The 18391-nt window shown below is 60.4% G+C and carries 15 protein-coding genes; 13 read left to right on the top strand and 2 right to left on the bottom strand.

Annotation, left to right across the window (positions count from 1 at the left end):
* The first annotated feature begins 252 nt into the window (after positions 1-252).
* The 7 genes from NW816_RS05355 (at position 253) to murJ (ending at position 6222) form a co-directional block, all read left to right on the top strand.
* On the top strand, positions 253-414 hold the full coding sequence (locus NW816_RS05355; protein ID WP_414349720.1) for a hypothetical protein: 162 nt from the start codon (positions 253-255) through the stop codon (positions 412-414).
* 236 nt (positions 415-650) lie between these two features.
* Entirely contained in the window at positions 651-1169 is a 519-nt protein-coding gene (locus NW816_RS05350) for a phycocyanin subunit beta (protein WP_011434282.1), read from the top strand.
* Positions 1170-1362: 193 nt separating this feature from the next.
* Positions 1363-1845, top strand: coding sequence for a phycocyanin subunit alpha (locus tag NW816_RS05345; protein ID WP_011434281.1), 483 nt, complete (start codon positions 1363-1365; stop codon positions 1843-1845).
* Between the two features lie 442 nt (positions 1846-2287).
* Positions 2288-3145: a phycobilisome rod-core linker polypeptide gene (locus NW816_RS05340; RefSeq protein WP_414408487.1), complete on the top strand. Its 858-nt coding sequence runs from the start codon at positions 2288-2290 to the stop codon at positions 3143-3145.
* Positions 3146-3178: 33 nt separating this feature from the next.
* Positions 3179-4006 carry a HEAT repeat domain-containing protein gene (locus NW816_RS05335; RefSeq protein WP_414408486.1) on the top strand — a complete coding sequence of 276 codons (828 nt, stop codon included), beginning with the start codon at positions 3179-3181 and terminating at the stop codon, positions 4004-4006.
* A gap of 281 nt (positions 4007-4287) precedes the next feature.
* Positions 4288-4419, top strand: coding sequence for a hypothetical protein (locus NW816_RS05330; protein WP_414408485.1), 132 nt, complete (start codon positions 4288-4290; stop codon positions 4417-4419).
* 156 nt (positions 4420-4575) lie between these two features.
* Complete coding sequence (gene murJ, locus NW816_RS05325; RefSeq protein ID WP_414408484.1) at positions 4576-6222, top strand: murein biosynthesis integral membrane protein MurJ; 1647 nt, start codon at positions 4576-4578, stop codon at positions 6220-6222.
* Here the strand turns inward: murJ and sigC are convergent.
* On the bottom strand, positions 6219-7319 hold the full coding sequence (gene sigC / locus NW816_RS05320; protein ID WP_414408483.1) for an RNA polymerase sigma factor SigC: 1101 nt from the start codon (positions 7317-7319) through the stop codon (positions 6219-6221). The genes murJ and sigC overlap by 4 nt on opposite strands.
* Positions 7320-7931: 612 nt before the next feature.
* On the opposite strand from sigC, the gene NW816_RS05315 reads away from it, so the two are divergent.
* Complete coding sequence (locus NW816_RS05315; protein ID WP_414408482.1) at positions 7932-8534, top strand: cofactor assembly of complex C subunit B; 603 nt, start codon at positions 7932-7934, stop codon at positions 8532-8534.
* A 2-nt stretch (positions 8535-8536) separates the two neighbouring features.
* On the opposite strand, the gene mutS is transcribed toward NW816_RS05315, so the two are convergent.
* Positions 8537-11230, bottom strand: a complete 2694-nt coding sequence (mutS, locus tag NW816_RS05310) for a DNA mismatch repair protein MutS (protein WP_414408481.1) — start codon at positions 11228-11230, stop codon at positions 8537-8539.
* A gap of 488 nt (positions 11231-11718) precedes the next feature.
* Between mutS and NW816_RS05305 the strand changes: the two genes are divergently transcribed.
* From NW816_RS05305 to NW816_RS05285, 5 genes are all read left to right on the top strand, one after another.
* Entirely contained in the window at positions 11719-12762 is a 1044-nt protein-coding gene (locus tag NW816_RS05305) for a FecCD family ABC transporter permease (protein ID WP_414408492.1), read from the top strand.
* Positions 12759-13592, top strand: coding sequence for an ABC transporter ATP-binding protein (locus tag NW816_RS05300; protein WP_414408480.1), 834 nt, complete (start codon positions 12759-12761; stop codon positions 13590-13592). The genes NW816_RS05305 and NW816_RS05300 overlap by 4 nt, the downstream gene beginning before the upstream one ends.
* A 65-nt stretch (positions 13593-13657) precedes the next feature.
* Positions 13658-16087: a TonB-dependent hemoglobin/transferrin/lactoferrin family receptor gene (locus tag NW816_RS05295; RefSeq protein WP_414408479.1), complete on the top strand. Its 2430-nt coding sequence runs from the start codon at positions 13658-13660 to the stop codon at positions 16085-16087.
* Between the two features lie 46 nt (positions 16088-16133).
* Positions 16134-17453 carry an energy transducer TonB gene (locus NW816_RS05290; RefSeq protein WP_414408478.1) on the top strand — a complete coding sequence of 440 codons (1320 nt, stop codon included), beginning with the start codon at positions 16134-16136 and terminating at the stop codon, positions 17451-17453.
* Between the two features lie 32 nt (positions 17454-17485).
* Entirely contained in the window at positions 17486-18373 is an 888-nt protein-coding gene (locus NW816_RS05285) for an ABC transporter substrate-binding protein (RefSeq protein WP_011434267.1), read from the top strand.
* The last annotated feature ends 18 nt before the right edge of the window (positions 18374-18391 follow it).

The following is an 18391-nucleotide window of genomic DNA, read 5'->3' as shown; positions in this document are numbered from 1 at the left end:
TCTGAGTGCTCCACAAATCCAGTGGCGCTATCCATCCCCACCCTACAGAGGGTGGGGAATTCCGCGCGTTTTGTTAAATTATGTATCCTTTATGAGAATGTTCGCTCTGACACTGAAATGGCTCCCTTCCAAGCCGCAAAGCCGCGATTGAGGCTGACATCTTTCTTCACGTTGTAAAGCTAGGTCAAGAAACGTTCTCTTTTGTAAAAAACTGCCGCTACGAAAGATAGGGAGCATTGGCCGGGATCCCAGATGGGAAACAGATTGAAAACCGATCTAAGCCTTTTTGCGCGAGGTAAAGCCGATTTACATTTTTTGATTTCATCGCTTCTTGCCTTCGCGGTAGAAAAAGACTGGAAACAAGGCGAGCCAGCTTCTTCTCGTCTGCCAGTTGAGGTTGCCAGCAGCGGCTGAGGCTTCTTGTCCAAGTCCGATCCCGTAGATGGTGGCCTGGCTCTGGGGGCGAGCTTCGCTTGCTCATCTTGGTTCTATCGGCTTTGATCCCGTCGGCGGTTCTGTGAGTTAAACAGCACCTCTCGGCACTGGGGATCCAAGCAGTGTTGCATTCCTGGCCGGCAGGTGCTCTCTGGGCCGTTGCAGGGAATGTGGATTCATAACCTCTTTTACTTTTGCTAGGGAGATTCAAAACCATGAACGATGTATTTGGCAAAGTGGTTGCACAAGCTGACTCCAAAGGCGCTTTTTTGGGAGAGAACGAGTTTGCCGCTCTCCAGCAGGTAATTGCCGAGGGGAACAAGCGTTTGGACGCTGTGAACCGCCTCACCAGCAATGCCTCCAAGATCGTGACCGATGCCATCCGTCAGTTGTTCGCCGAGGAGCCCAATTTGAACGCTCCCGGTGGCCCTGCCTACCCCAGTCGTAACGTAGCCGCCTGTATGCGGGACATGGACATTATTCTCCGCTACATCACCTACGCAGTGGCAGCCGGAGATGCCAGTGTGCTGAACGAGCGCTGCCTGAACGGCCTGCGGGAAACCTATCAAGCCTTGGGCACCCCCGGCAGCTCAGTGGCCAACGGTATCCAAAAGATGAAAAAGGCTGCAGTGGCTGTGGTAAACGACCCCAACGGCATCACCCGGGGTGACTGCAGCGCTCTGATTGCCGAAATCGAATCCTACTTCGATCGCGCTGCTGCCGCTGTGGTTTGATCCCTTGTGGACTGAAGTTTCTGTTGTGTCCGGATCCAGTTGTGAAGACCTCTCTGGGATCTAAGACAACTCGGGTTGGCAGGGGATCCCTGGAAAAGTAACCTGTTTTGCAGCGATTTTGCAGTTGAGACTTTGAATCTTTTGCTTTGTTTTTTGCATTGAGCTTGAGTTAAGTAAAGGAGCGTTTTGAATCATGCAAACCCCAATTGTTGACGCCATCGCCACTGCCGACAGCCAAGGGCGCTACCTGAGCAACAGCGAATTGCAGGCCATCAATGGCCGTTTTCAGCGGGCTGCCGCCAGCATGGAAGCCGCCCGAGTTCTGAGCAGCCGTGCCGACGAGCTGGTGCGCGGTGCCACCGAAGCGGTTTACGCCAAGTTCCCCTACACCACCCAACCCGGTGGGCAGTGCCACACCCAAGCCGGCAAAGACAAGTGCGCCCGCGACGTGCGCCACTACCTGCGCTACATCACCTACTGCTTGGTAGCCGGTGGCACCGGTCCTCTGGACGAGTATCAGTTGGCCGGGATCCGCGAAATCAACGCCGCTTTTGAGCTCTCCCCCAGTTGGTTCATCGAAGCCCTGCGCTACATCAAAGCCAACCACGGCCTGACCGGGCAAGCGGCCACCGAAGCCAACACCTACATCGACTACGCCATCAACGCGCTCAGCTAAGTTCTGGAGCTTGGGATCCCTCTGAAAAGGGTGACGCCGGCTAGCCAGTTGGCTCATCCCACAAGCCGAGGGGGATGGCGAGGAAAGGTTGTTGAGGGCAACGGTGGTAGGCCTCTCACGTGGCGGAGAGATCTGTTTGGCCACGCGGGTTTGCGGATCGGTTCCCCCACAGGGAAGGCACCACTGTTGCTCTCATGCAGCTTAGGGCTGTCGATTTTTGATTTCTGAATTTTCGATTTCTTTACTCATAGTCGTTTCAGACTAGGGTGAGACGCCTGGGCTATTGATCGCGCCAGCGGGACGGAGTCCTTGAAAAGCCTTCTTGCCCCCTGCATTCAACAAGTTTTAGGAGTGGGTGCAGTGTCCTAGTTTGAATCGAAATAACCCTAAACGCAAGCTTGTTGTCAATCTGTGTCCATTCAGTTCAATCGGGGGAACTAGCATGAGTGCAATCACAGCGGCAAGCCAGATGGGGATCCGGGGCATCACGGAGACCACCCCACTGGAATTGCGCCCCAACGCCAGTCAGGATCAGCTCAATGCGGTGCTGCGGGCCATCTATCGTCAGGTGCTGGGCAACGATCATTTGTTTGGGGCCGATAGGAAGGAGCTGGCCAGTGCGGAATCGCTGTTGCGCCAGGGCAGCCTGACGGTGCGGGAGTTTGTGCGATGGATCGCCAAGTCGGAAGCCTATAAAAAGCGGTTTTTCTACCCCAACTCGCAAACCCGTGCCATTGAGCTCAATTTCAAGCATCTGCTGGGACGCGCTCCCACCAGCCCCAAAGACATCGCCCGCCATTTGGACATCTACCAATCCGGCGGCCATGGGGCGGAGATCGATTCCTACATCGACAGCCCAGAATACCTGGAAGCTTTTGGAGACAACATCGTCCCCTACCCGCGTGGGTTTGAATACCGCAAGGCCCATTCCACCCGCGACTTTACCAATCTCTTCGCCCTCTACGGGGGCTACGCCAACAACGACCGCTCCCAAGGGCCCAGACCCCGTTTGATGATGCCTTTGGCCACCGGGTTTACCCCGGCCATTCGCCGCATTGGGGTGCGGGGGCTGCTGCCGCCCAGCCCCATTTCCAAACACCTGGGGCCGCCAACGGGCCAGTCGGATCGCATGTTCTGTGTGGAAGTGACCCGGCTGCTGAATCCGCCTTCGGCCCTGGCCACTTCCAGCCGAGTGCGCAAATCCAACCAGCAGATCTTCGTCTCTGCCGATCAACTGTCGGCGACAATGCAGCGGTTGCTCAAATCGGGCGCCAAGATCGTCAGTGTCCGCAGCGCTTGATCCCTTCTCGGTGTCCTCTCCGTTGTCGATTCCATGACCACTGCTGTTCCTCTGGATCCCGATCCATCGGTGGATCTCACCCCGGCTGGACAAATCGCCAAGCTGCGCCACGGGGATCCAGGGGAACGCTACTATGCGGCTTGGTGGCTGGGGCGCATGCGCATTGCCGAAGGGATCCCTGCCCTGATCGAGGCCCTGGCCGATGAAACGGATCGCACCGCTCAAGGGGGATATCCGCTGCGGCGCAACGCTGCTCGTGCTTTGGGTAAACTGGGATCCCTCGCCGGGATCCCTCCCCTGAAGGCGGCTTTGTCTTGCTCTGATGGCCAAGTGGTGGCAGCCGCTGCCCAGGCGCTGGTTGAGATTGCCCTTGCCAACAACCTCCATAGGGATCCCGACGAAGTGGAAAAGCTGGGATCCGCTTTGCTAGAAGGGCTGCGCTTTGTGGAGCAAGGACTGCAGACGGAAGCCCAAGCCGCCCTAGAAGCCATTGTCGAGGCTCTTGGACAACTGCAGGTGGCTGCTGCCCTGGAGCCAATTCGTCCTTACCTAGAGCACACTTCCATTCGCTTGCAATGTGCGGCGGCGCGGGCCTGCTATCGTCTCACCGGGGATCCGGCCTTTGCCCAGCCTCTGCTGTCGGTGTTGGATCACGACAACATCCATCTGCGGCGCGCCGCCCTTTTGGACTTGGGGGCCAGCGGCTATTTGCCGGCAGCACAGGCCATTGCGGCGGCGGCGGTGGAGGCCAACCTTAAGCTTCTTGCCCTCAAACAGTTGGTGGAGATCAACCTAGAACATCAAAAGATCCCCGGTGCTGAGCTGCAGCAGGTGCTCCGGCTGATCGACGAGCTGCTGTGAGCGGTGGTGCTTCTGGGCCCTTGCTGTTCACATTAGCGGGACGGAGTCCTTTGCAACTGACCTATCAAGGCATTGCCCATGAGTTTGTGCATCCCTCTGCAGCGATTCAAAGCCGTCAGAATCTGTCCGCTCGGCACCAGGGTTGGGCTCCGTGGCTGTAGCACTGCCTCAGTCTTTTGCCTTCCCGTATCGAGGTGCCGCCCTCAGTTTTGGAGCAAGGGCAACAGCAAGGATCCCTGAGGTGCAAGGGATCCCCTCAAGTTTCCTCTCGGAAGCACTTCATGACCTTGGTCGAGGAAACCCATCGGCGGAACCTGCTGCACCGGCTGCAGGAGCGCATCCGTTCTGCTCAAGCCCGTGGGGATGAGCATCTGTTGCAGCAACTGGAACAGGAACGGCAACTGTTGGCCTGACAAGCTCGCTGCCTGCCCAAGGGATCCAGCTAATGCCCGACAATTGCCCAGAAGGGTTCGATATTCCCGATAATGGGAAGCGGCTCCTGGAATTCAAAGAGGGATCCGGGATCAGTTTGTTGTTGAGGCAGTGGTTGGGGTGCAGGACACAAGGTAATGGAGGAGTCTGCCACTCAGGAAGAGATCCCTGGGGGATCTCCTTCAGCAGGGCCATCCCGTTCGTTGATGTCGGTGGCGGGCTTGGTGGCCGGGGCGACCTTGCTCAGTAAGGGCATAGGCTTTATTCGCCAAGCTTTGATTGCAGCAGTGTATGGCTCGGGGCCGGAGTACAGCGCCTTCGGGGTAGCCTACATCCTGCCCGGTTTTCTGTTGATTCTGCTGGGAGGGATCAACGGCCCTTTTCACAGCGCCATCGTCAGTGTCCTCAAAAAGCAGCGGGATCGGGACAGGGAGGATGCGGCTGCCTGGCTGGAATCCATTTCCACCTTGGTAGGCTGCCTGCTCCTGCTGGTCAGCTTGGGCCTTTGGTGGGGAGCGGACTGGGTGGTGCGCCTGAATGCGCCGGGAGCCAGCCCCGAAGTCCATGCTCTGGCCGCTGCGCAACTGCGGATCATGGCCCCTTTGGCCTTGCTCTCGGGGTGGATTGGCATCGGCTTTGGAGCGCTGAATGCTGCCGAACACTACGCCTTGCCTGCCCTTAGCCCGCTGATCTCCAGCTTGGCGGTGATCGGGATCCTGGTCACGCTGGGATGGACGGGGATCCCAACTTTGCTGGCCTGGGGCGTGCTCATCGGGGCCATTGCCCAATGGTTGGCCCAAGTTCCGCTCCAGATGCGGTTAGGGCTGGGGCGACCGCGCCTGCGCTTTGAGTGGGGATCCCCGCAGGTACGGGCGGTGGGCTTGCTGATGTTGCCGGCGGTGATCTCCTCCGGGATGATCCACATCAATGTTTATGTGGATCTGTTTTTTGCCTCTTTCGTACCTGGGGATCGCACCATCGGCAACTTGGGATATGCCCAGCTTCTGGTACAAACGCCGCTGGGGATCCTCTCCAACATGGTGCTGGTGCCCTTGATGCCTCTCTATGCCCAGTTGGCAGGGGATGGATCCCGTTGGCCGGAGCTGCGCCAGCGTATCCGCCAAGGGCTGATGCTTACGGCAATTGTGACCCTGCCCCTGTCGATGCTGTTGGTGGCTTTGGCCGAGCCCATTGTCCAAGTGGCCTACCAGCGGGGGCGCTTTACGCCGGAGGTGACACAAGAGGTGGCAGCCCTGCTCATGGCCTATGGTCTGGGGATGACCGGTTACCTGCTGCGGGATGTGCTGGTGCGGATCTTCTATGCCCTGGAGGATGGGGCTACGCCTCTGCGCATCAGCAGCATGGCCATTGGCCTGAATGCCCTACTGGACTTTCTATTTTTGCAGGCTTTTGGAGCGCCGGGCATTGCCCTGGCCACCGCCGGCGTCAACCTGATAGCCGTGATCGGACTGGGGATCCGCCTCCACCAGCGCCTGCCAGGGATCCCTTGGCGGGAGATGGGACAAGCCCTACTGCCATTGCTGGGGAGCACCGTCCTGGCCGGGGGACTGAGCCATTGGCTGTGGAGGCAAATGCGCTCCTACGAGATTGTGGGGTCTCCCCTGCTCACCGCCATCATTTGGGCCGGGCTGGCCGCGGGTTTAGGTCTAAGCTTGTTCGCCGCCGGAGCTCTCTACCTGCGGATCCCAGAAGTGGAGTGGGCAGCAGCCCGACTGCGGAAACGGGTAGGACGCTGGGGGAGCCAGTGGGCAAGCCGGAACTAGCTGATAGCTTCCAGGTAATCTCGCACGCGGTTGCGCCGCTTCGGCTGACGCAGCTTCTGCAGAGCTTTGGCCTCAATTTGCCGCACCCGTTCCCGCGACAGATCCAAGGCGCGACCGATTTCCGCCAGCGAATAGGTGCGCCCATCCCCCAAGCCGAAACGCATGCGGATCACATCCCGCTCGCGGCTGGTGAGATCCGAGAGCAACTGCTGTAGATCGCGATGCAGGGCTTCCCGCATCATGGTCTCTTCTGGAGAAATGTCGTCAGTTTCCAGCAAATCCCCCAGTTCGGTGTCCTTGTCTTTGCCCACCTTGGTTTCCAGAGAAACCGAGCGGGGCACCCGTACCAACAGCTCGCGTACTTGAGGCGGCGTCATCTCCAACTCGGAGGCGATGTCTTCGATGGTGGGGGTGCGGCCCTTTTCCTGGGAGAGCTTGCGCTGCGCTTTTTTGATCTTGTTCAGCTTCTCGGTGATGTGAACGGGCAGGCGGATGGTACGGCTTTGGGTGGCAATGGCACGGGTAATGCCCTGCCGGATCCACCAGTAGGCGTAGGTGCTGAAGCGGTATCCCTTTTTCGGGTCGAACTTTTCCACCGCCCGCTCTAGGCCCAGCGTACCCTCTTGGATCAGATCCAACAGCTCCAAGCCGCGGTTTTGGTACTTTTTCGCCACCGACACCACCAGGCGCAGGTTGGCCTTGATCATGTGTTCTTTGGCACGCTTGCCAATCCGCTGAACCTGCTGCAGCTTTTCAGGGGTCAGTTGCGCCCACTCGGGGTACTGGTTGGCCTTAGCCACCCATTCCGCAAGAGTGGGATCCCGTCCCAACTCTTTCTGCAAACGCAGACGCAAATCCAAGAGCTTCATGTAGTCTTGGACTTTTTGGGCCAGGGCCACCTCTTCATCGCGCCCCAACAGAGGAACACGACCGATCTCTTGTAAATAGAGACGCACCAGATCGGTGGAGCGGCGGGTCGGCTCCTCTTCCAGTAGCTCGCCATCGGCCAGATCCACCTCTGCTTCTTCGGCGGCCTCGAGGAGATCGGCGGAGCTATCCAACAAAATGTCGTTGAGTTCAGGTTCGTAGTTAGACATGTAAGGTGTTGCTGATGGAGCGACAGGGGTGGACAGTCCGGTGGGCTGAGAGAGGGATGGTAAACGATGTGGAGCGGGTTAAGCTTAAGTGTTCCCCTTTGCTCAACGCCTTGCGGCATTCGGAGGAAAATCACACATTGACCTCTTCCTCAACCCGACCTCATGCCCATACCCCACAGAGAAAGGCTAACGTGGCAGTGAAGGGATCACGCAACGGGTAGAGCGTGAGTCCCTTATCATAACTTAATTATAGTTGCATTTCTCATCTCAGAGGCATGAGATCCAGCGTAGGATCCCCCCAGTTCAACCGTCACCGCCACTGCGAAAAAGCGTATTGCCCTCAGGCTGGGCTTTGCCGGCAAATTCTGCGGCTTGTTTTTGGGGAGGGGGAAGTCCACCTGTCCTTCGGGATCTGAAGGGTCTAAACTTCAGAGGTAGCCTGTGTATATCGCCTAGTCCATTCTAGCCTAAACTTATTCGATGAGCTGTTCCTGTTCACCTATCCCATCCAGTTGTGGAGGAGCCAGACTCTCCAAAAGGGTCGATCTACTTGCTCCGAGCGGACTAGGCTCTGCGCAGGCACTGGGACTCGCTGCAACCCCGCCAGACGGCATGCTGACGGGGGAAAGGGTTTCGACCTTAGCACTGACGACGCTGTTGGCCATCGGTCTATTCTTTTTCCTGCGAGCTTCGGGCAAAGATCGCGTTGAGACTCGCGTCTATCTCAGCAGTCGCAGCCTGGAGGAAATGGGATCCGCTCTACGGGAGCACTTGGAAAGGCGTGGCTATCGTCTCCAGTCCGCCGATGCCGAGGGGATCGCCACCTTTGCAGGGCAGGGTCAGGCTAGCGTGGGGCTGGCCCTTTTTTTGACGGGGCTGGCGGGGACGGGACTGGCCTGTTTGGCCTTGGTGCTGCAGACCCTTGAGCCGGGGTGGGGAGCTTGGCCCTGGATGGTGGTGCTGGCTTCTCCTTGGGCGGGTTGGTACTACCGGCAGCGCAACCAACGCCCGGAACAAATCCGCCTGAAACTGCAGGAAGCCGACGAGGACTCCGTCCCGCTCCCCTTCTGTGGACAGCACGGTTCCCCCACAGCACCAACGCGAACGGCCCCTGGATCCCATCTGTGGGTGGAGGGGCATCGGGATGAGCTGGATGGGCTGGCTGCAGCCCTGAGGTTGCAAGAACGGGATCCCGACAGGGGTAGGGGAGCCTAAGGCTAATCGGGAAAGAGAGGCGCTGGGATCAAAGACAGTTGATCCCCAACGGCAGGGTCGGGGATCCCATTGGGAGCGGGCTCTTTTTTGGAGTTCTTTTGGGCGAGGCGGCTTTTCCCTTGGTTTCTCAAGCCCAGGCCGATGCGGCTGTGTTTTTCCACCAAGGCCAGCACCTGTTCGGCCCGCTGGATTACCGGCTGCGGCAGGCCAGCCATGCGTCCCACCTCGATGCCATAGGAGCGATCTGCCCCCCCCGGCTGTACCTGGTGCAAGAAGATGATGCGATCTTGCAATTCCTTGACCACCACCTGAAAGTTGGCCACGTTGGGCAGCAAGGTCTCCAGTTGGTTGAGCTCGTGGTAGTGGGTGGCAAAGACCGTACGGGCGCGCACCTGAGTGGCCAGGTATTCCGCCACCGCCCAGGCAATGGAAAGGCCATCGAAGGTAGCGGTGCCTCGGCCAATCTCGTCCAGCAGCACCAAGGAGCGCTCGCCGGCGTGGTTGAGGATGTTGGCGGTCTCGTTCATTTCCACCATGAAGGTGGACTGGCCGGTAGCCAGATCGTCCACAGCGCCAATGCGGGTAAATACGCGGTCGCAGAGGCCCAACTCTGCCCGCCGCGCGGGGACAAAGCTGCCCATCTGGGCCAGGATTTGGATGAGCCCAATTTGCCGCAGGTAAGTGGACTTGCCGGACATGTTGGGCCCGGTGAGGACGATCAAATCGGGGCCGTGGGGGGATCCCAGTTGCACCGAATTGGGCACGAAGAGGCCCTGGGGCAGGGATTTTTCCACCACCGGGTGGCGACCCTCCTCGATCATGAGCCGGCGGTCTGTTGTGAGGAGGGGACGGGTGTATCCCTGCTGCACTGCCACTTCCGCCAGGCCAAACAGAGCATCGACGGCAGCCAGGGTCTGGGCCACTTGGCGGATGGCTTCGGCCCGGGATCCTGCCTCTTGGCGCAACTGCACAAACAGCTCGTATTCCCGCTGGTTGATGTCGGTTTGGGCTGTGAGGATGCGGGCCTCTTTTTCTTTGAGCTCGGGGGTAATGAACCGCTCTTCGTTGGTCAGGGTTTGCTTGCGGATGTACTCTTTGGGGACTTGGTGGGCCTTGGCGCGGCTGATGCTGAGGTAGTAGCCGAAGGCCTTGTTGAAGCCCACCTTGAGAGTGGGGATCCCAGTGCGGTCGCGCTCGCTTTTTTCCAACTGGGCAACCCACTGGCGGTCTTGCTCCACCTGCTGCCGCAGCCTGTCCAGCTCGGGATCCACGCCGGCTCGGATGAGGCCCCCCTCGGTGAGCACAGGGGGAGGGGAGGGCAGGAGGGTGTGCTCGATGCGTTGGCCCAGCTCAACCAGGGCGGGATCCACCTGTTGCAGGCTTTGCAAGAGGGGAGTCTTGGCTTCCCCCACCAGCTCGGCCAACTGGGGCAGTTTGCCCAAGGAGGAGCCCAAGGCCACCATCTCGCGCGGGTTGGCGGTGCCCGATCCGACGCGGTTGGCCAGCCGCTCCAGGTCGTACAGAGAGTCCAGAAGGGATCCCAGGCGGGCCCGCAGAGAAGGGTTTTCCAAAAGCTCTTGGATGGTGTCTTGGCGAAGGCGGATTTGCTCCGAATCCCGCAAAGGCTGCATTAGCCAGCGCCGCAAAGTGCGCCCCCCCATGGCTGTACGGCTGTGATCCAGCACCCAGAGCAGGGATCCCACAAAAGCCCCCTCTCGGATGGTCTGGGTGAGCTCCAAGTTACGCCGGGTTTGGGCATCCAAGATGAGGTAGTCCGTGAGCTGGTAGGTGCGCGGGGGAGGCAGGAGCGGGTGGCCTCCCTGGGGAGAAGGCTGCAGCAGGGTCTTTGGTGCTACGCACCGCTGAGGCGAATGGGTTTCTTCTAAGTAGTGCAAAAGCCCTCCCGCTGCTCGCACCGCCAGAGGCAATCCCTCACAGCCCAATCCTTCCAGAGAGCGCAGGCCGTAGGTCTGCATGAGGTTCTCCCGCGCCACCGCCAGTTCAAAAGGTTCGGCTGGGCGCAGGGTATAGGCGTATTGGTTGGGGAGACCCAGGGGCTTCTGGGGATCCCCTGGACGGATGAGGCCTAGTCCCAGCCCCTCCTCGGTGGGCAGCAAAACCTCTGCCGGCTGCAGCCGGGCCAGTTCCTGCTCCAGTTGCTCTTGCCCCTCGCTCTGACACACCCAGAACTCGCCGGTGGAGATATCCGCATAGGCTAGGCCCCAGCGGCAGGGAGCCTGCTTCGATCCTTTGAGCCGCACGACGGCTGCCAGGTAGTTGTTTTGCCGCGCCTGCAGCAGCTCCTCTTCGAGGACGGTGCCAGGGGTGATCACCCGCGTCACTTCCCGCCGCACCAAGCCCTTGGCCTGATCTGCCGGCTCCATCTGGTCGCAGACGGCCAGGGCATAGCCTTTGGCCACCAACTGGGCGGCATAGCGGTCAAAGGCGTGGTAAGGGATCCCGCACATGGGCACCCGCCCTATGGCCCCTGCTTCCCGCCCGGTGAGCACCAGCTCCAGCTCCCGCGACACCCGCTGGGCGTCCTGGAAGAACATCTCGTAGAAATCCCCCAGGCGGTAGAGCAGAATGGCGTGCGGGTATTGCCGCTTCAGCTCTACGTAGTGCTGCATCATGGGGGTGAGCAGGGCGGGATCCACCTCCAGGGCATTCCAAGTATGCTCGGCGGGAGAAGTCATGGCATCAAAACGTTTGCAAGCAATGGGCTCAAGGTTGAGAGCCTGGCCAAACCGGACCGATCAGCTTGGGCCATTCTAGATCTACTAGATCTAGATGAAGTATGAGACATTTCCCCAGCCCTCCTCCTCTGGGGAGAGGGAAGCTAGGTAATTGCCATTTCGCAGTTGGTTGAAATGACCTCGCTCAGGGTAGTTGGATCCCCCCTGAGGTAAGTCTGAATGGCTGGGCAGAGGCGCTGCCCGGTCTTGTCCAAAAGCCCTGAAGCGCAAGAGGGAGAAATTTAGGCACAAGCTATTGAAACTGACTTGCAACATCCAAGAAGCCTTGCTATTCTAGCGACTACGTTTTGTTGAGTTTGACTTTCAATAAAGCTCGGGAGGGAGGCCTGGCCAACTTGGCTGAGTTTTCCATCCCGCCCTTGCGGGCGGAGGGGGTTTCTTGGCCTCAGAAGGCTCTCTTCCTGGGCAAAGCTCGAGAGGTTTTCCCGGTGCTGGTCGATCGCGAGTGTCCGTATACAGAGGTTGAGGGGGGCAGAGGCTGGGGGCAAAGAAAGCGGCTGCTCTCGCCAATCGGTTTGACCTGTTTGCTATTGAGTTTCATTTTCCTAGTACTTTTGGTCTCGATTGCTTTGGGATCCGTTCCCATGACTTTCCCAGAACTCTGGCAAGCCCTGTGGGGGCAGGGGGATCCCATTCGGCAGACGATTGTTTGGCAGTTGCGGCTGCCGCGGGCGCTCTTGGCCCAGTTGCTGGGGGCGGCTCTGGGGATGGCAGGGGCCCTGTTGCAGGGGATGCTGGGCAATGGGCTGGCGGATCCCTACCTGCTGGGCATTTCAGCAGGGGCGGGCCTGGCGGCGGTGGGGTTGCTCACCTTGGGAGAGTGGACGGCTTGGGTGCCCCTGGCCGCTTGGGTGGGCGGGGTGCTGACTACCGTGTTGGTGTACGGGTTGGCGCGTACTCCCTCGGGACTGGCGGTGGAGCGGCTGATCTTGGCGGGGGTGGCCGTCAGCGCCCTGTTTGGGGCCATTAGCTCCACCTTGTTGTTGATGGCAGATGACCGGGTGCAGGTGGCTCTCACCTGGTTGATCGGCAGCTTGAGCGGGCGGGGCTGGCCAGAGGTGCAGGTGGCCGGGGCGTATATCCTGGTCGGCTTGGGATTGGGATGGGGGCAGGCGCGGGCTTTAAACCTGCTGAGCTTGGGGGAAGAGATGGCGGTGAGCTTGGGGATCCCTCTGGCGCGGACGCGGGTGAGGATCGGTCTGGTGGCGGCTTGGCTGGCGGCAACCGCCGTCAGTGTGGGGGGGTTGATCGGCTTTGTCGGTTTGGTGGTGCCCCACATGGTGCGGCAGGGGGTGGGATCCGATTACCGCTGGCTGTTGCCCCTTTCTGCCTTGGCGGGGGCGACCCTGCTGAGCGGCGCCGATATCCTGAGCCGTTTGGGCCCGATAGAGCTGCCGGTGGGGATTGTCACCGCTGTGATGGGGGCTCCCTTTTTCGGCTGGCTGCTGTGGCAGCAGGGGGCAGGGCGATGAGAGAGCCCATCCTGCAGGTCGAGGACTTGAGCGGGGGCTACGGATCCCGGACGGTGGTGCGACAAGTGAGCTTCAGCGTGCAACAGGGGGAATGGCTGAGCATTGTCGGCCCCAATGGTTCGGGCAAATCGACGGTGCTGCGGCTGTTGAGTCGGGTTCTGATTCCCCAAGCTGGGCGCGTGTACCTGGACGGTCGGGATCTGCACACTCAACTCACTCCCCAGCAGGTGGCCCGGCAGTTGGCTCTTTTGCCCCAGCAGCCGAGGATCCCGGCAGGGCTGACGGTGCGGCAATTGGTGAGTCTGGGGCGTTCTCCCCACCAGCCCTGGTGGGCGTGGCAGTTGACGCCGGCGGATCGGCAGCGGGTGGAGTGGGCTCTGGAGCAAGCAGGACTGGGATCCCTGGCGCTGCGGCGGGTGGAAACCCTTTCGGGGGGCGAGCGGCAACGGGCTTTTCTGGCGTTGGCTTTGGTGCAGGAGCCGCAGGTGTTGCTGTTGGATGAGCCCACCACCTTTTTGGATCTGCGCCACCAACTGGAGCTGCTGGAGCTGTTGCAACGGCTGAAGCAGGAGCAGGGCCTGACGGTAGTTACGGTGCTGCACGACCTGAATTTGGCCATTCGCTACAGCGAGCAGATTGCCTTGCTGGGATCCGGCCAGATGCAGGCCCTGGGGTCTCCCTTGGCGGTGTTGACCCCCAGCCGGGTGCGACAGGTGTTTGGCCTGGAGGTGGAGTGGATCTCGACTCCGGTAGGGCCACAGCTTTGCCCCCTGCGCAGCACAGCTCCAGCGGCAGCAAGGCTCCTCTCCCTGCCGGTGTCAGGGTGCTGAGGGAGGGTTTGTCCGGTTTTGCAGTGAATTTTCCCTGTTGTGGATTTCGAGGAGCATGAGAGGTTATGCGCGTGAACGGTCGTTGGTGGCGGGTGGTGAGTTTGGGGTTGAGTTTGGGAGTGGGCTGGGGATCCCTGTCCCAGGCTCAGCCCAATGCCCGGATCCCTGATTCGACAACTCCGCCGCTGTTGGCCCAGGCCACTCCTGCGCCGACCACCTTGCAAGAGCAGATTAGGGAGCTAGAGGCGCAAATAGAGGCTGCTCGCCGGCGGGGGGATCAGGCAGAGGTGGAGCGGCTACAGGCCGAACTTCGGGCTCTCCAGCAGGAAGGCACGCCGATCTTTAACCTGCAACAGGTCACCGTAACCGGTACTCGCACCGAGCGCACCTTGGCCGACTCGCCCGCCAGCATTACCGTCATCGACCGGGAGCGGTTGCGGCGGGAGCTGGTTCAAAACATTCAGGATCTGGTGCGCTACGAGCCGGGGGTGAGCGTGCGGCGCAGCGTTCGCTACGGCCTGCAGGACTTCAACATCCGCGGCCTCGACGCCAACCGGGTGTTGATCCAGGTGGATGGGATCCGCCAGCCGGAGCGATTTTCCTTCGGCCCCTTCACCATTGGCCGGGATACCTTTGAGCTGGAGACCCTGAAAACTGTAGAAATTATCCGCGGCCCCGCCTCCACCCTCTACGGCAGCGACGCGCTGGGGGGTGTGGTGACCTATACCACCCTGGATCCAGCCGATCTGCTGGGGGAACGGGACAGCCATGTGGGCCTGTCCAGCCAGTACGACAGCAAAAACCAAGGGTACGTCAACACCCTCAGCTTGGCGGGTCGGCAGGATAACTTAGAGGCCCTGCTCATCTACACTCGCCGCGACGCCAGAGAGCCGGATATCCAGGCGGATCCCAGTTTCAAGGATCGGCAGACGGTGGAGGGAGACAATGTTCTGGCCAAGCTGGTCTATCGCTTCAGTCCCTTTGACAGCCTCACCCTGACGGCGGAATACTTCCACAACCGCACCACCACCACCTTTTCGCCCCGCAACCTGGATCCCGGCATCCGCTTTTTCAGGGAGACCATTGAGACCGAGCGCAGCCGCCTCAGCTTGGAATATCGCTACGCCAACCCCGATACCCCCGCTTTTGAGCTGGCCACCGTCCAGATCTACTACCAGCCGGCCCGCACCCAGGAGCCCAGCGTGGAAGAACGCACCCTCACGGTACAAGGTCGGCCCGTGCCTGTGCGTCGGGATACCTTCAACGAGCTGGTCAGCAACATTCTGGGAGCCAGCGTACAGGCCCAGAGCCGCTTCCAAACCGGGGATCTCTCCCACCGCTTGGTGTATGGAATGGAGATCTCCACCACCCGCAACGAACGTCCCCGCAACCGCTTCCAAACCAACCTGCTGACCGGGGCAGTCACCCAAAACATCCCCCCGGACACTTTTCCCACCAAAGATTTTCCCGACTCCGATACCGTGCGCTTTGGGCTGTATTTGCAAGATGAGATCGACTTTGGGGGCGGCAACTTTACCCTCATCCCCGGCATCCGCTACGACACCTACCGCCTCACCCCCAGCCCTGACGAAGCCTTCTTGAAAAGTGGGGCAGAAGCCGCCAGCCTGTTTGCCGATGCCATTTCTCCCAAGGTGGGCCTGGTGTGGAGGATTAATCCCAACCTCACCTTTACGGCCCAGTACAACACCGGTTTTCGGGCCCCTCAGTACAACGAAATCAACAGCGGCTTCACCAACCTGGTCAGCCCCTTCTTCCGCTACCGCACCCTTTCCAATCCCAACTTGCGACCGGAAACCAGCCAAGGCTTTGAAGTGGGGTTGCGGGGGATCTACCCCCAGGCCAGCTTTAGCTTGGCCGCCTACTACAACACCTACAACGACTTTATCGAGGCTTTCCGGGAGGTGGGATCCGAGCCTTCACCCCCCGGCCCGCCAGGGAGCCCGCCACCTCCACCGGTGACTCTCTTTCAGAGCCAGAACGTCAGTCGGGCCCGCATCTATGGTGTAGAAGCCACCGGGCAGTACTTCTTCAGCCCCGATTTGACCGGCTGGAGCCTCAATGGCAGCTTTGCCTGGGCGGTGGGGGATAACCTCACCGAAAACAAACCCCTCCTTTCCATTGAGCCACTGACGGCAGTACTGGGACTGCACTACGACGATCCCAGCCAGATCTGGGGAGCCAGGTTGGTGGCCACGCTGGTGGCGGATCCCCGCGACCCGCAACGGGAGGTAGTGCAACCGAACCCCAACGCTCCACCTCAAATTCCGTTTGTGCCCAAGGGCTACACCGTGGTGGATCTGCTGGGCTACTACAACCTGGACGACAACTGGCAATTGAATTTCGGGGTGTTCAATCTCTTTGATGAAAAGTATTTTCTCTACTCCGAAACCCGCTCTCTCTTTGTCGGCCCTGAAGTGGAACGGCGGGCCCAGCCGGGACGGCATGCTGCGCTCAGTTTTTCCACCCGGTTTTAGGGGCCAAGACCTGAGGCCGTGTTTACTCTGGATCCTGCTCTAACCGATGCTTGCCGAGCCACCTGCCCGCACCCCCAAGGGATCCCTCTCTCTTCTTCGGAAGTCCTGTCCCCAGCTTTTGTGGCGACTGCAGGGGTGGTATTGGCAGCAGGCGGGCATGGCCTGGGAGGCGGGGCTGGCTTGGTTGGCGTTGTGGCTTTGGGCTGGCGCAAGAGAGAGCGGCTGGCTGGAGTGTGCCGAGGAGCTGCTGCAAGAGGCTTGGGTGGCCGGCTATAGCTGGGCTGCCCTCTGGACAGCTTGCCAGGAGGGGGAAGATCCGCCGGGGACCGTCCTCCACCTGCGAGCCAGGGATCCCCGACCGCTGCGCCGGGAGGGGTTGATTTCCCTCCTCTTGCACCTGATGGCGCTGCTGGGGCTGGCTTGGTGGGGATCCCGGCCTTTATCAGACGCAGAACTCCGGATCCCAGTCACGCTTTTGCTGGAGGATCCCGAGCCACAGTTGCTCGAACCGGATTCAGAATCCATAGAATCTCTCCCACCAGAGCCAACAGCAGAGCCGCCCGGCCCGGCCCCGGAATCGCCCCCTGCAGACGATCTATCCCCACCGGAGCCTGTGCCCCAAGAGATCGAGATGCCAGCCATCCCGGAGGCTGAATCTTTGCTGGCCCTGCAAACTCCGACCCCTACGCCTCCACCGACCCCTACACCCATTCCCACGGCAAAGCCAGAACCCACCCCTACTCCTCCACTGACCCCATTACCGACAGCCACCCCGCAACCCACTCCTCCGCCACAACAGCCCACCCCAACTCCGGCGGTTACCCCCACCTCTACAGCGACTCCACTCACCTCCGCCCCGGTTACCTCAAGCACCCCTCTGCCCCGCTTTACCCCCTTGATCCAAGGGATCCGTTCCAGCGTAAAGACTGCCGCCGCTCCGCCTTCCCCCGGCAGCGAGAGCAGATTGGGGCCAAGGGATCCTGAAACTGGGACACCTGGCGGTATAGGTGCAGCCCAACCCCATTCCTCTGCCCCAACACCTGCCACCCCCAGTTCCTCCCCACCGACAGTGGCTGCCAACCCCCAGCCGGACATCCTGGCCCGCCCGATCCCCGGTCGCAATCCTCCGCCCCCCTACCCTCCTCAAGCTCGCCGTCTCGGCCAACAGGGGCAGGTGCTGCTGCGGGCCAAGGTCAATGCCCAGGGGCAGGTGCAGCAGGTGGAGATCGCCTCTTCCAGTGGGTTTCCCGCCCTGGATAGGGCAGCGCAGGAGGCGGTGCAGCGGTGGGAATTCAGCCCGGCCTTGAGAAACAACGCCCCCATCGAGTCTTGGGTGGTGGTGCCCATCCAGTTCACCCTCAATTGATTGCTGTTTGGGAATTGTTTTGGAGATTGTCTATGCTGTCTCGTCTTTCTCGCCGTCAACTGTTCGCCTTTGGTCTGGCCAGCGTGGGGGCCTGGGGAATGGGGCGTTTGGCCCAAGCCCAAGGTCGGATCCCTCAGGAGCCACTCCTGTCAGCGAGACAGAGTCCTTTTCGTCGGGTAGCCAGCCTCACCACCTTGACTGCCGATATCCTCTATCGCTTGGCCCCCGATAGGTTGGTGGGGATCCCTGCCGGTCGTTTGTTGGAGGAGGATCCCCGCTTCCAAGGCTTGACCCGCCTGGGGCTGGGCAACCAACCCAACCTGGAGCAGCTTGTGGCCCTACAACCGGACTGGGTGGTGGGGGCCAGTGGCTTTCACGAGGCTCTGGCAGAACGGCTGCAGGAGCTGGGGATCCCCACCTACCTCACCCGCGTGGACAGTTGGGCTGCTTTGGAAGAGACGATTGCCACCCTGGCTGCTGCTTTGGGGGCGGATCCCGATCCCTTGCTGCGGCAGTATGGATCCCTTTTGCCCCAGGAACTGCCCCGCGTTCGACCCAAAACCTTGCTCTTGGTGGGCACCCAGCCGATTCTTTCTCCCAACCGGCAAAGCTGGGCCGGGGATCTGCTGGAACGCTTTGGCGCGGACAATCTCACCGCTACCTTGCAAAGCCAAGGGCCTTTTCGGGGCTACGTCACCCTTTCGGCAGAGCGCATCCTGGAAGCCAACCCAGAAGTTCTGCTGGTGGTCAACCCGGAGGCGGCGGATCCCTTGGCGTTTTTCCGTTCCCGCCCCTTTTGGAATCGGTTGCAAGCCGTCCAAACTGGGAAAGTTTATGGATTTGACTACTACGGCTTGGTCAATCCCGGTAGCTTGGAGAAAATTAGAGTTGCCTGCGAGCAGTTAGCCCGCATTTTTTGAACGGACTTGGAGTGTCTC

The sequence above is a fragment of the Synechococcus sp. W55.1 genome (assembly GCF_047461655.1).
Taxonomy (GTDB): Bacteria; Cyanobacteriota; Cyanobacteriia; order Thermostichales; family Thermostichaceae; genus Thermostichus.
This window is presented reverse-complemented; position numbering and strand designations above follow the sequence as displayed.

Excerpts from the sequence above, each read along its gene's own strand:
- murJ (WP_414408484.1), top strand. The coding sequence starts at position 4,576 with ATGGAGGAGTCTGCCACTCAGGAAGAGATCCCTGGGGGATCTCCTTCA.
- NW816_RS05300 (WP_414408480.1), top strand. The coding sequence starts at position 12,759 with ATGAGAGAGCCCATCCTGCAGGTCGAGGACTTGAGCGGGGGCTACGGA.
- NW816_RS05350 (WP_011434282.1), top strand. The coding sequence starts at position 651 with ATGAACGATGTATTTGGCAAAGTGGTTGCACAAGCTGACTCCAAAGGC.
- NW816_RS05295 (WP_414408479.1), top strand. The coding sequence starts at position 13,658 with ATGCGCGTGAACGGTCGTTGGTGGCGGGTGGTGAGTTTGGGGTTGAGT.
- NW816_RS05285 (WP_011434267.1), top strand. The coding sequence starts at position 17,486 with ATGCTGTCTCGTCTTTCTCGCCGTCAACTGTTCGCCTTTGGTCTGGCC.
- NW816_RS05355 (WP_414349720.1), top strand. The coding sequence starts at position 253 with ATGGGAAACAGATTGAAAACCGATCTAAGCCTTTTTGCGCGAGGTAAA.
- NW816_RS05345 (WP_011434281.1), top strand. The coding sequence starts at position 1,363 with ATGCAAACCCCAATTGTTGACGCCATCGCCACTGCCGACAGCCAAGGG.
- NW816_RS05330 (WP_414408485.1), top strand. The coding sequence starts at position 4,288 with ATGACCTTGGTCGAGGAAACCCATCGGCGGAACCTGCTGCACCGGCTG.
- NW816_RS05335 (WP_414408486.1), top strand. The coding sequence starts at position 3,179 with ATGACCACTGCTGTTCCTCTGGATCCCGATCCATCGGTGGATCTCACC.
- NW816_RS05340 (WP_414408487.1), top strand. The coding sequence starts at position 2,288 with ATGAGTGCAATCACAGCGGCAAGCCAGATGGGGATCCGGGGCATCACG.
- sigC (WP_414408483.1), bottom strand. The coding sequence starts at position 7,319 with ATGTCTAACTACGAACCTGAACTCAACGACATTTTGTTGGATAGCTCC.
- NW816_RS05290 (WP_414408478.1), top strand. The coding sequence starts at position 16,134 with ATGCTTGCCGAGCCACCTGCCCGCACCCCCAAGGGATCCCTCTCTCTT.
- mutS (WP_414408481.1), bottom strand. The coding sequence starts at position 11,230 with ATGACTTCTCCCGCCGAGCATACTTGGAATGCCCTGGAGGTGGATCCC.
- NW816_RS05315 (WP_414408482.1), top strand. The coding sequence starts at position 7,932 with ATGCTGACGGGGGAAAGGGTTTCGACCTTAGCACTGACGACGCTGTTG.